This is a genomic window from Isoptericola sp. NPDC055063 (assembly GCF_053608125.1).
Map to the genome: position 1 here is coordinate 22,029 of NZ_JBSGUW010000010.1, position 12,416 is coordinate 34,444.

Sequence of the window (12,416 nt, forward strand, 5' to 3'; positions counted from 1 at the left end):
GACGACGCGACCTGCGTCGTCCGTTCGCCGTCGTTCACCGCCGGTGTCACAGTTTCAGGTATGACCGACCAGGCGGCGCCGCCCGGGCAGCACCCGGAGCACGAGGGGGACAGGGCGTTCTTCGGGCATCCGCGGGGCCTGATGACGCTCGCCACCACCGAGCTGTGGGAGCGGTTCAGCTACTACGGGATGCGCGCCATCCTGTACCTCTACCTGACCGACACCGTGCTCAACGGCGGTCTCGGGATGGACGCGACCACCGGCGCGGCCTTCGTGTCCATCTACGGCACGTCCGTCTACCTGCTGTCGGTGGTCGGCGGCTGGCTGGCCGACCGCGTGGTCGGGGCGCGCCGGTCCGTGCTGTACGGCGGCATCATCATCGCCGCCGGGCACGTCTCCCTCACGGTGCCGACCTACGCCTTCTCGATGCTCGGCATCGGCCTGGTCGCCTTCGGCACCGGCCTGCTCAAGCCGAACGTCTCCTCGATGGTCGGCGAGCTGTACTCCCGCGACGACCCGCGTCGCGACCCGGCCTTCTCGATCTTCTACATGGGGATCAACCTCGGGTCGTTCTTCTCGCCGTTCGTCGTGGGCTTCGTGCAGCGCCAGTGGGGTTACCACGCGGGCTTCTCGGTCGCCGCCGTCGGCATGGGCATCGCGCTCGTCTTCTTCGTCGCCGGGTACAAGTACCTCGGCAAGGCCGGCACCGACGTGCCCAACCCGATCACGCCGGAGGACCGGCCGGCCGTGGTCCGTCTCGGCCTGATCGTGCTGGGCGCCATCGCCGTCGCGACCGTGCTCGCGGTGCTGATGGCCGGGGGCTGGAGCACGGACACCTTCATCGACGCGGTGTCGTACCTCGCGCTGGCGACCCCGGTCGTGCTGCTGACCGTGATGTACCGGTCGAAGCGCGTGACGGATGCCGAGCGGCCGCGGGTGCTGGCCTACGTGCCGCTGTTCGTCGCGGCGATGCTGTTCTGGATGATCTTCGAGCAGGCGGCCACGACGCTGACGCAGTTCGCCGCGGACCGCACGGACCTGAACCTCTTCGGCATCGAGCTGTCGCCGGCGTTCTTCCAGTCGATCAACCCCGCGTCGATCATCGTCCTGGCGCCGGTGTTCGCGTGGATCTGGACCAAGACGGGCGACCGCCCTCCGACCGCCTACAAGTTCGTCATGGGGCTCACGCTCGCGGCGCTGTCGTTCCTGTTCCTCGCCGGGATGTCCGAGGTCTTCGCCGACGCGAAGGCGCCGCCCTGGGTGCTCATCGGCGTCTACGTCATCCAGACGCTCGGCGAGCTGTGCCTGTCGCCGGTCGGCATCGCGGCCACGACGCTGCTGGCGCCGCGCGCCTTCCGTGGGCAGGCGATGGCGCTGTGGTTCCTGTCGTCCGCCGCGGGGCAGGCGATCACCGCCCAGACGATCGAGGCGACCGAGGGCGTGTCGGACACGGCGTACTTCGGCGGGATCGGTGTGGTGGCGCTCGTGTTCGCGGGGATCCTGCTGCTGCTCGCGCCGTGGGTCACGCGGCACATCCGCCACGCCGACGAGCTGGAGCACACCCACAGCGCCGGCGCGTGAGGCGCCGGCGCCGCGGGGGTGCGTGGTGCAGGGGCGGCGAGGTGCCGCGTCAGCGCAGCCAGCCCGCGCTGCCGGGGACCGGCGAGGCGGCCCAGGCGCGGCCGAGCCCCCAGGTGTCGCCGGCGCGGGTCAGGGCGAGCGCGACGAGCAGGGCCGCGTAGAGCAGGTGCTGGTCGACGACGGGGTTCTGCGAGCCCGCGGCGAACGGCCAGACGGAGGCCCACAGGGACAGCATGAGCAGGCCGCCGGCCACGGCGGCGACGCGGAGCCCGATGCCGAGCAGCAGGGCCAGGCCCGTGCCGAGCATGCCGAGCATGAAGAGCCAGTCGACGGCGGGGCCGGAGAGCGTGGCGAAGCCGGCGGCGAGCGGGCTCTCGATCGAGCCCAGGTACCCGGCCGTGGGGGAGGAGCCGGACACCCACGCGCGCTCGGCGGGGGTGGCGTAGCCCAGGCCGAACGTCTTGTCGGCCACGGGCCACAGGAAGACCCCGGCCAGGAGGAGGCGACACAGGGCCAGCGCGCGGCGCGCGGCCGGGCGGGTGACGACGTGCGCGTCGTCGTCCGCGCGGGTGCGGTCGGTGGTCGTGGTACGGGTCGTGTCGTGTCCTGCGGCGGTCGCGGTCATGAGTGAGCTCCCTGATCGTGGTGCGCTGCGTGGTGCCGGTCTGATTTGGACGGAGTGCTGCCGAACTCGGGTCAAGATGCCAAGGTTGCCTCGGCGTCGCAACCATTTCGTGACCTTCGTGTCGTTTCGACCGGCAAAGCGACCAAAGGACGGACGAATGCCCGGGATGCGGGACGGCGGGCGTAGCGTTCCCGTGCGCGCCGTCCGTGATGGCGCGGCACCACTCGTCGAAGGAGCTGACATGAGCCGTCCCCTGCGCTCTCGGACGTCCACCCACGGCCGCAACATGTCCGGTGCCCGCGCGCTCTGGCGCGCCACCGGCATGGGCTCGGAGGACTTCGGCAAGCCGATCGTCGCGATCGCGAACTCCTACACGCAGTTCGTGCCGGGCCATGTCCACCTCAAGGACATGGGCGACCTCGTGGCCTCGGCGATCCGCGAGGCGGGTGGCGTGTCCAAGGAGTTCAACACCATCGCGGTGGACGACGGCATCGCGATGGGTCACGCGGGGATGCTCTACTCGCTGCCCAGCCGCGACCTCATCGCCGACTCGGTCGAGTACATGGTCAACGCGCACTGCGCGGACGCCCTCGTCTGCATCTCGAACTGCGACAAGATCACGCCCGGCATGCTCAACGCGGCGCTGCGTCTCAACATCCCGGTGATCTTCGTGTCCGGCGGGCCGATGGAGGCCGGCAAGGCGGTCGTCGCCGACGGAGTGGCGAAGACCCCGCTCAACCTCATCAACGCGATCAACTACTCGGCCGACGACAACGTGTCCGACGCCGCGCTCGCCCAGGTCGAGGAGAACGCCTGCCCCACCTGCGGCTCCTGCTCGGGCATGTTCACCGCGAACTCGATGAACTGCCTCACCGAGGCGCTGGGCCTGTCGCTGCCGGGCAACGGCTCGACGCTGGCCACGCACGCCGCTCGCAAGGAGCTCTTCCTCGAGGCCGGCCGCACGATCGTCGACCTGGCCAAGCGGTACTACGACGACGAGGACGACTCGGCCGCGCCGCGGTCGATCGCCACCAAGGCGGCGTTCTCCAACGCGATGGCCCTCGACGTGGCGATGGGCGGCTCCACCAACACGGTGCTGCACATCCTGGCCGCGGCGCAGGAGGGCGAGGTCGACTTCGACCTGTCCGACATCGAGGCGATCAGCCGCCGGGTGCCGTGCCTGAGCAAGGTGGCGCCGAACCACCCGGACTACCACATGGAGGACGTGCACCGCGCCGGCGGCATCCCCGCCCTGCTGGGCGAGCTGGACCGCGCCGGCCTGCTCGACCACGACGTGACGTCCGTGCACTCGCCGACCCTGCGGGGCTGGCTGGACGACTGGGACGTGCGCGGGGGCAAGGCCACCCAGCAGGCGGTCGAGCTGTTCCACGCGGCGCCCGGGGGCGTGCGCACCACGCAGGCCTTCTCGACGTCGAACGTGTGGGAGAGCCTTGACACGGACGCCGCCGGCGGCTGCATCCGCGACCTCGAGCACGCGTACACCGTGGAGGGTGGCCTGGCCGTGCTGCGCGGCAACCTGGCCACCGACGGCGCCGTGTTCAAGACGGCGGGCGTCGACCCGGACGTCTTCCACTTCGTGGGGAAGGCCCTCGTCTGCGAGTCGCAGGAGGACGCGGTCGAGAAGATCCTCACCAAGCAGGTCCAGCCGGGCCACGTCGTGGTGGTGCGCTACGAGGGCCCGTCCGGCGGCCCGGGCATGCAGGAGATGCTCTACCCGACGTCGTTCATCAAGGGTCGTGGCCTGGGCAAGGTCTGCGCGCTGATCACCGACGGCCGGTTCTCCGGCGGGTCGAGCGGCATCTCCGTGGGGCACGTGTCGCCCGAGGCTGCGGCCGGCGGCACGATCGGCCTGGTCGAGGACGGCGACGAGATCGAGATCGACGTCGACACCCGGCTGATCCGCCTCAACGTGCCGGACGAGGTGCTCGCCGAGCGTCGCGCCAAGATGGAGGCCCGGGAGAACCCGTGGCAGCCGGAGAACCGCGACCGCTACGTGTCCCCGGCCCTGCAGGCGTACGCCGCGATGGCGACGTCCGCGGACCGCGGCGCCGTGCGCGACGTGTCGCTCATCGCGCGACGCTGACGGTCGTCACGTTCGCGTCATAGCCGTGGCGTAGGCTCCGGGCATGGTCGACCAGCCGCCGCAGCCTGCCCCGACGTCCGCCGCGCGCAACGAGCGGGAGCTCGAGCCGGAGATCGTCACCGACCTGCGCGAGCGGATGACCTACGGCTCGTACCTGCACCTGGACCGGCTGCTGTCGGCCCAGGAGCCGATCAGCACGCCCGCGCACCACGACGAGATGCTGTTCATCGTGCAGCACCAGACCACGGAGCTGTGGCTCAAGCTGGTGCGGCACGAGCTCGTCTCCGCCCGCGACCTCCTCGCGGCCGACGAGCTCGGGGCGGCGCTCAAGCGCATCGCGCGCGTCAAGCACGTGCAGCGCACGCTGACCGAGCAGTGGTCGGTCCTCGCGACCCTCACGCCCAGCGAGTACGCCCAGTTCCGCGGCTTCCTCGGCAACGCGTCGGGCTTCCAGTCCTGGCAGTACCGGGCGGTCGAGTTCCTGCTCGGCAACAAGAACGCCCGGATGCTCGCGGTGTTCGACGCGGAGCCCGAGGCGCGCGCGGAGCTCGCCCGGCTGCTCGCCGAGCCCAGCGTGTACGACGAGTTCCTGCGCTACCTCGCCCGGCACGGCCACGACGTGCCGCAGCGGGTGCTCGACCGCGACGTCACCACCGCGCACGCGCTCGACGAGGACCTCGTCGAGGTGTTCCGCCGCATCTACGCCGACCCCGAGTCCGACTGGTCGGCGTACGAGACCTGCGAGGAGCTCGTCGACCTCGAGGACAACTTCCAGCTCTGGCGCTTCCGGCACATGAAGACGGTGCTGCGCATCATCGGCACCAAGCGCGGTACCGGCGGCTCCAGCGGCGTCGGCTTCCTGCAGCGGGCGCTCGACCTCACGTTCTTCCCCGAGCTGTTCGCGGTGCGCACCGAGATCGGGGCGACGGCGGGTCCGGGCGCACGGTCGTGACCGGCCCGCTCCGGGTGCCCCCGGGCCTCGCCCCGGTCACCCTCCCCGGCACCGTCCCGGCGGAGGTCCGCCTCCGCCTGCAGGAGGCGGGCACCCTGCTCCCGCCGTTCACCGACCATCACGTGCACCTGGGCCTCGTGGACCCGGCGCCGCTGAGGTCGCGCGGCGTCGCCGCCGTGCACGACCTGGGCGGGACCGCGGCCGACCTTGCGGCCTTGGCGACGGCGACGGCCGGCGACCCGGCGATGCCGCGCGTCGCGTACGCGGGGGCGTTCCTCACCGCGCCGGGCGGGTACCCGGGCGACCGGCCGTGGGCACCCGCCGCCTGGGTCGAGGAGGTCGCCGACCCGGCGGCCGCCGTCGCCGCCGTGGACCGGCAGGTGGCCGCCGGGGCGTCGTTCGTCAAGGTCGCGCTGCACGCGGGCGCCGGGCCGACGCCCGACGACGCCACGCTGGCCGCCGTCGTCGACCGGGCGCACGCCCGGGGGCGGGACGTCGTCGCCCACGCCGAGGGGCCGGGCCAGGCCGCGCGCGCGTTCGCGGCGGGGGCCGACCGGCTGGCGCACGCCCCGTTCAGCGAGCGCCTGCCCGACGAGCTGCTCGTGGCGATGGCCTCGGGCGGGGCCGCGGGCCGGCCGACGACCTGGCTCAGCACCCTCGACGTCCACGGCTGGGGCGACCCGACGCCCGAGGAGGCCGCCGCCTACGACACCGCCCTCGACAACGTCCGCCGGTTCGTCGCGGCGGGCGGCCGCGTCCGCTACGGCACCGACCTGGGCAACGGCCCGCTGCCGGTGGGGCTGAACGCCCGCGAGCTGGCCGCGCTCGCGGCGGCCGGGCTCGGCAGACGCTCCCTGCTCCAGGCGCTGGTGGGCGACGACCCGCCCGCCGGCCTGGTGTCGTTCGTGCCGGGCCGGGCACCCGCGCGGGCCGACGACGGTGCCGTGCACGCCGCGTGGCTCGCCCGCGCCACCGTCCTCGACGTCGCCGACCTGAGCGACCCCGCCTTCGTCCCACCCACCGACCAGCCCACCGCACCCGGAGGAGCCGCATGACCACCGCCGCCGCCACCCGCCGCGACCGCGCCGCCGCGCTGGACGCCGCCGACCCGCTGGCCCGGTTCACGTCCGCGTTCGTCCCCTCCGACGAGGTGACGGCCTACCTCGACGGGAACTCGCTGGGCCGCCCCACGAGGGCGTCCGCCGAGCGGCTCGCCCGCTTCGCGCCGGAGGTCTGGGGCGCCCGCCTCATCCGCGGCTGGGACGAGGAGTGGTACGAGCTGCCGCTGCGCCTCGGCGACCGCATCGGCGCGGTGGCGCTCGGCGCGGCGCCGGGCCAGACGTTCGTCGGCGACTCCACCACCGTGATCCTCTACAAGCTGGTGCGCGCGGCGCTGTCGTCGCCGCGGGCGGCCGGGCGCGACGAGATCGTCCTCGACTCCGGCAACTTCCCGACCGACCGCTTCGTGCTGGAGGGCGTGGCCCGCGAGCACGGCGCCACGCTGCGCTGGATCGCGCCGGACCACGACGGCGGCGTCACGCCGGACCAGGTCTCCGCGGTGCTGGGCGAGCGGACGGCGCTCGTCGTGCTGAGCCACGTGGCGTACCGCTCGGGGTACGTGAGCGACGCCGCGGAGATCACCCGGCGCGCGCACGACGCCGGCGCACTGGTGCTGTGGGACCTGTGTCACTCCGCGGGCGCGGTGCCCGTCGCGCTCGACGCGTGGGGCGCCGACCTCGCCGCCGGCTGCACGTACAAGTACCTGGGCGGCGGGCCGGGGTCGCCCGCGTTCGGCTACGTGCGCGCGGACCTGCAGGACGAGCTGGTGCAGCCGATCCAGGGCTGGATGGGCAGCGACCAGCCTTTCGAGATGGGCCCCGCGTACGCGCCGCACGCCGGTGTGCGGCGGTTCCTGTCCGGCACGCCGGCGATCGTCGGGATGCTGGCGATGCAGGACATGCTCGACCTCGTCGCCGACGCCGGGCTCGACGCCGTCCGAGCCAAGTCGGTGGCGCTCACCCGGTTCGCGCTGGAGCTCGTCGACGACCTGCTCGTGCCGCTCGGCGTGCGCGTCGCCTCCCCGCGGGACGACGACCGCCGCGGCAGCCACGTGACCGTCGACCACGACGCGTTCGCCGACACCCTGCCGCTGCTGTGGGAGCGCGGCGTGATCCCGGACTTCCGCCGGCCGAACGGCCTGCGCCTCGGCCTCTCGCCGCTGTCCACGTCGTTCGACGAGGTGCGCGTCGGCGTGGAGGCGGTGCGCGACGCGCTGGTCGAGGTGACGGGCGCGGGCATCACGGGCACCGCGTGATCCTCGACGACCTCGACGCCCGCCCCGGCAGCGCGACGTCGCTGCTGCGCACGGTCGTGGGCCTGTACGCCCGCGACCTGGGCGGGCACCTGGCCGTCGCGGACCTGGTCGCGCTGCTCGGCACGGTAGGCGTGGCTCCCGGGGTCGCGCGGTCGGCGGTCTCGCGGGCGAAGGCCCGGGGCCTGCTCGACGCCGAGGAGCCCGGCGGGCGGGCGGGGTACCGCCTCGCTCCGGGCGCGGAGGCGATGCTCGCGCGCGGCGACCGGCGGATCTTCGGCTTCCGGCAGCAGGGCTCGGAGGAGCCCTGGTGCCTCGTGTCGTTCTCGATCCCCGAGGCGCGGCGCGACGCGCGCCACCAGCTGCGCCGGCACCTGGCCGGCATCGGGTGCGGCACGGTCGCGGACGGGTTGTGGATCTGCCCCGGCCACCTCACCGACGAGGTCGAGGGCATCCTCGACGGGCTCGGCCTGCGCGACGCCGCCACCGTGTTCCTCACGGGCACGCCCCGCGTGGCCGGGGCGCTCGCGGACGCGGTCGCCCGCTGGTGGGACCTGGACGATCTCGCCGCCCGGCACCGCGCCTTCCTCGCGGCGCACCCCGACCCCGAGGCCGCCGCCGCGGGCAGGGACCCGGCCGACGCCTTCGCGCGCTGGGTGCGCGCCGTCGACGACTGGCGCCCGCTGCCGTACGTCGACCCCGGGCTGCCTGCCGCCGTGCTGCCCGCGGACTGGCCGGGCACCGCGGGTGTCGCACGGTTCGCCGCGCTGCGCGCCGCGCTCGCGGGGCCGGCCGCCGCGCACGTGCGCGCCGTCGTCCCTACGCTCGGGGCATGAGCGATCTCAAGCCCCGGTCCCGCCAGGTCACCGACGGCCTGGAGGCGACGGCCGCGCGCGGCATGCTGCGCGCCGTCGGGCTCGGCGACGACGACTTCGCGAAGCCGCAGATCGGCGTCGCGAGCTCGTGGAACGAGATCACGCCGTGCAACCTCTCGCTGGACAGGCTGTCCCAGGCGGTGAAGCACGGCGTGCACGCGGGCGGGGGCTACCCGCTCGAGTTCGGCACCATCTCCGTCTCCGACGGCATCTCCATGGGGCACGAGGGGATGCACTTCTCGCTCGTCTCCCGCGACGTCATCGCGGACTCGGTGGAGACGGTGATGCAGGCCGAGCGGCTCGACGGCTCGGTGCTCCTCGCCGGCTGCGACAAGTCGCTGCCGGGGATGCTCATGGCCGCGGCCCGCCTGGACCTCGCGAGCGTGTTCCTCTACGCCGGCTCGATCATGCCCGGCTGGGTGAAGCTCTCGGACGGCACGGAGAAGGACGTGACGATCATCGACGCGTTCGAGGCCGTCGGGGCGTGCGCGCGGGGGCTGATGAGCGAGGAGGACGTCGGCCGCATCGAGCGCGCCATCTGCCCCGGCGAGGGCGCGTGCGGCGGGATGTACACGGCCAACACGATGGCGTCGGCGGCGGAGGCGCTCGGCATGTCGCTGCCGGGGTCGGCCGCGCCGCCGTCGGCGGACCGCCGTCGCGACGCCTTCGCCCAGGCCTCCGGCGAGGCGGTGGTCGAGCTGCTGCGGCGCGGCATCACCGCGCGCCAGATCCTCACCAAGGAGGCCTTCGAGAACGCGATCGCCGTGGTGATGGCGTTCGGCGGCTCCACCAACGCGGTGCTGCACCTGCTCGCCATCGCGCACGAGGCGGAGGTGGAGCTCACCCTCGACGACTTCTCCCGCGTCGCCGACCGTGTGCCGCACCTCGGCGACCTCAAGCCGTTCGGCCGCTACGTCATGAACGACGTCGACCGCATCGGCGGGGTCCCCGTCGTGATGAAGGCGCTGCTCGACGCCGGCCTGCTGCACGGCGACTGCCTCACCGTCACCGGGCGCACCGTCGCGGAGAACCTGGCCGACATCGCCCCGCCCGACCCGGACGGCAAGATCCTGCGCGCTCTGGACCGGCCGATCCACCCGACGGGCGGCATCACGATCCTGCACGGGTCGCTCGCCCCCGAGGGCGCGGTCGTGAAGTCGGCCGGCTTCGACTCCGACGTCTTCGAGGGCACGGCCCGCGTCTTCGAGCGGGAGCGCGCCGCCCTGGACGCCCTCGAGGACGGCACGATCACCGCCGGTGACGTCGTCGTCATCCGCTACGAGGGGCCCAAGGGCGGGCCGGGGATGCGCGAGATGCTCGCCATCACAGGCGCGATCAAGGGCGCGGGGCTGGGCAAGGACGTGCTGCTCATCACCGACGGGCGGTTCTCCGGCGGCACCACCGGCCTGTGCGTGGGGCACATCGCCCCCGAGTCCGTCGACGCCGGGCCGATCGCGTTCGTGCGCGACGGCGACCGCATCCGCCTCGACGTCGCGCGCAAGACGCTCGACCTGCTGGTCGACGACGCCGAGCTCGCGTCGCGCCGGGACGGCTGGGCGCCCCTGAGCCACGGGTACACGCGCGGGGTGCTCGCCAAGTACACGAAACTGGTGCAGTCGGCGTCCCGAGGAGCGGTCCTGGGCTGACGCGACCGGCTCTGACCAGGCAGGATCGCTGCATGGGAAAGGTGCACGAGCGGATCGACGGCCGGCTGCGGAGCTTCCTTGAGGCCCAGCACGTCTTCTTCGTCGCGACCGCGCCGCTGGCGGGCGACGGGCACGTCAACGTCTCGCCGAAGGGGATCGACGGGTCCTTCGTGGTCGTCGACGAGCACACCGTCGCCTACCTCGACCTCACGGCGTCCGGCGCGGAGACCATCGCGCACCTGCGCGAGAACGGGCGCATCACCCTGATGTTCTGCGCCTTCGACGGGCCACCGAACATCGTGCGCATGCACGGCCGTGGCCGCGTCGTGACGATCTACGACGACGAGTACGCGGCCTGGGAGCCGCGCTTCCCCGAGAGGCGCGGGGCGCGGGCGGTGATCGTGGTCGACGTCGACCGGGTGTCGGACTCCTGCGGCTACGGGGTGCCGCTGCTCGACTACGTGGGGGAGCGCGACCTGCTGCCCCCGTTCATGGACCGCAAGGGCACCGAGGGCCAGGCCGAGTACCGGCGGCAGAAGAACCGCACCAGCATCGACGGCCTGCCGGCGTACGACGACGACCCCCTCCCCACCGCTCCCACCGGCCACGCGGGCTAGCGAGCGCCACGCCGCCGGGCGATGCTGGGGGCATGAGCGACTCGATCACGCCGCGAGAGTTCCTCCACGCCGACGGCGTCGCGGACTGGCAGGCGGACGACGGCTCCGCCTGGGCGGTCTTCCGGAGCGGGTCGTTCGCGGCCGGCGCGCGCTTCGTCGACGCGATCGCGGAGATCGCGGACGCGGTGAACCACCATCCCGACGTGGACCTGCAGTACGCGACGCTCACCGTACGCACGTCCTCGCACGACTCCGGGGGCCTGACCACGCGCGACGTGGACCTGGCCCGCCGGATCAGCGACGCCGCCCGCGAGCTGGAGATCCCGGTGGAGGCACGCCACCACGCGGGCGGGCGGCGGTGAGCGACGAGATCACGCCGGCAGGGTTCGAGGCGGCGGCCGGCACCGCCGACTGGCGCGCCCTCGGCACCGGCGCGAGCGCGCTCTTCCGCACCCGTGCCCTGGGGGAGGGCGCTGTCCTCCTCGAGCGGGTGCGGGTGCTCGCGGACGGGGCGAACCACCACCCCGACGTGGACCTGCGGCCGGACGGCGTCGTCGTGCGGGTCGTCTCCCACGACGTCGGCGGGCTGAGCGAGCGGGACGTCGCGCTGGCGCGCGAGGTCTCCGCGACGGCCGCCGACCTCGGGCTCGTCGCGGACCCGGGCGCGGTGCAGGAGGTCGAGCTGACGATCGACGCCGCCGACCGCGAGCAGGTCATGCCCTTCTGGGGCGCCGTCCTCGGGCACCGCCGCACGGGCGAGGACCTCGCGGACCCGCACGGGCGGTGGCCCGGCATCTGGTTCCAGGAGATGACCGAGCCGCGGCCGCTGCGCAACCGGCTGCACCTGGACGTCTTCGTCCCGCACGACGTGCGGCAGGCGCGCGTCGACGCGGCGCTCGCGGCCGGCGGGCGGGTCACGACCGAGGAGTTCGTGCCGCACTGGTGGACGCTCGCGGACGTGGAGGGGAACGAGGCCGACGTCGTCGCCTGGGAGGGCTTCGACGAGGACCTGGCCGACGGCCTGCTGACCCCGGAGGAGTTCCGAGCGGCCGGCGGCGTCGAGGACTGGCGGGTGCTGCAGGGTGCCAGCGCGCACTACGTGACGGGCGGCTTCGACGCGGGCGTCGAGCTCGTCGCGCGGGCGGCCCGCGCCGCGGAGGAGGCGGGCGTGAGCCTGTTCGCCGACGTCCGGTACGCCGGGGTGACGCTGCGCGTCGGGCCGCCGGAGGACGGCTGGATCGACGACGCCCGGGTGCGGCTCGCCCAGCAGGCGCAGGCCGCCGCCCGCGACCTGGGCCTGCGCGCGGAGCCCGCGCAGCTGCGCGACGTGCAGCTCACGTTCGACGCGCTGGAGGTCGCGGCGGTGCAGGCGTTCTGGGCCGCGGCGCTCGGCTACCGCGAGCGGGGCGGGACCGACCTGTACGACCCGCTGCTGCGCGGCCCGTCGGTGTACCTGCAGCAGCTGGACGCCCCGCGCGAGCAGCGCAACCGGATCCACGTGGATGTCATGGTCCCGGCCGACGTCGCCGACGCGCGGGTCGCCGCGGCCGTCGCGGCGGGCGGCCGCGTCGTGCGCGACGCGGAGTCGCCGTTCTGGCGCACCGTGGCCGACCCCGAGGGCAACGAGGTGGACATCGCCGTGATCCCTGGCCGCGCGGAGGCGCGGGGCGCCGACTGACCGCGGCGCGACCGACCGGGTGAAATC

General features: G+C 73.8%; 11 protein-coding genes. 10 read left to right on the plus strand and 1 reads right to left on the minus strand.

Annotation, left to right across the window (positions count from 1 at the left end):
- The first annotated feature begins 60 nt into the window (after positions 1-60).
- A complete protein-coding gene (locus ACWF41_RS13270) occupies positions 61-1,581 on the plus strand; it encodes a peptide MFS transporter (RefSeq protein ID WP_380322231.1) in 1,521 nt (506 codons plus the stop codon).
- Between the two features lie 49 nt (positions 1,582-1,630).
- On the opposite strand, the gene ACWF41_RS13275 is transcribed toward ACWF41_RS13270, so the two are convergent.
- Complete coding sequence (locus ACWF41_RS13275; RefSeq protein ID WP_380322234.1) at positions 1,631-2,206, minus strand: DoxX family protein; 576 nt, start codon at positions 2,204-2,206, stop codon at positions 1,631-1,633.
- A gap of 241 nt (positions 2,207-2,447) precedes the next feature.
- Here ACWF41_RS13275 and ilvD (ACWF41_RS13280) point away from each other — a divergent pair, with 241 nt between their 5' ends.
- The 9 genes from ilvD (ACWF41_RS13280) to ACWF41_RS13320 are packed head-to-tail and all read left to right on the plus strand — an operon-like array spanning position 2,448 to position 12,389.
- Complete coding sequence (ilvD, locus tag ACWF41_RS13280; RefSeq protein ID WP_380322237.1) at positions 2,448-4,310, plus strand: dihydroxy-acid dehydratase; 1,863 nt, start codon at positions 2,448-2,450, stop codon at positions 4,308-4,310.
- Between the two features lie 43 nt (positions 4,311-4,353).
- Positions 4,354-5,262 carry a tryptophan 2,3-dioxygenase gene (locus ACWF41_RS13285; RefSeq protein WP_380322240.1) on the plus strand — a complete coding sequence of 303 codons (909 nt, stop codon included), beginning with the start codon at positions 4,354-4,356 and terminating at the stop codon, positions 5,260-5,262.
- A complete protein-coding gene (locus tag ACWF41_RS13290) occupies positions 5,259-6,317 on the plus strand; it encodes a hypothetical protein (protein ID WP_380322243.1) in 1,059 nt (352 codons plus the stop codon). The genes ACWF41_RS13285 and ACWF41_RS13290 overlap by 4 nt, the downstream gene beginning before the upstream one ends.
- The gene (locus ACWF41_RS13295; RefSeq protein ID WP_380322246.1) at positions 6,314-7,576 is read left to right on the plus strand and encodes a kynureninase; all 1,263 of its coding nucleotides are present in this window, start codon (positions 6,314-6,316) and stop codon (positions 7,574-7,576) included. The genes ACWF41_RS13290 and ACWF41_RS13295 overlap by 4 nt, the downstream gene beginning before the upstream one ends.
- Positions 7,573-8,409 (plus strand): PaaX family transcriptional regulator, encoded by an 837-nt coding sequence (locus ACWF41_RS13300; RefSeq protein ID WP_380322249.1) that lies wholly within the window; start codon positions 7,573-7,575, stop codon positions 8,407-8,409. Before ACWF41_RS13295 ends, ACWF41_RS13300 begins: the two co-directional genes overlap by 4 nt.
- On the plus strand, positions 8,406-10,094 hold the full coding sequence (gene ilvD / locus ACWF41_RS13305) for a dihydroxy-acid dehydratase (protein WP_380322252.1): 1,689 nt from the start codon (positions 8,406-8,408) through the stop codon (positions 10,092-10,094). Before ACWF41_RS13300 ends, ilvD (ACWF41_RS13305) begins: the two co-directional genes overlap by 4 nt.
- A 32-nt stretch (positions 10,095-10,126) precedes the next feature.
- A complete protein-coding gene (locus ACWF41_RS13310; protein ID WP_380322255.1) occupies positions 10,127-10,711 on the plus strand; it encodes a pyridoxamine 5'-phosphate oxidase family protein in 585 nt (194 codons plus the stop codon).
- Between the two features lie 32 nt (positions 10,712-10,743).
- Positions 10,744-11,073 (plus strand): 4a-hydroxytetrahydrobiopterin dehydratase, encoded by a 330-nt coding sequence (locus tag ACWF41_RS13315; protein ID WP_380322258.1) that lies wholly within the window; start codon positions 10,744-10,746, stop codon positions 11,071-11,073.
- Positions 11,070-12,389 carry a VOC family protein gene (locus tag ACWF41_RS13320; RefSeq protein ID WP_380322260.1) on the plus strand — a complete coding sequence of 440 codons (1,320 nt, stop codon included), beginning with the start codon at positions 11,070-11,072 and terminating at the stop codon, positions 12,387-12,389. Before ACWF41_RS13315 ends, ACWF41_RS13320 begins: the two co-directional genes overlap by 4 nt.
- The last annotated feature ends 27 nt before the right edge of the window (positions 12,390-12,416 follow it).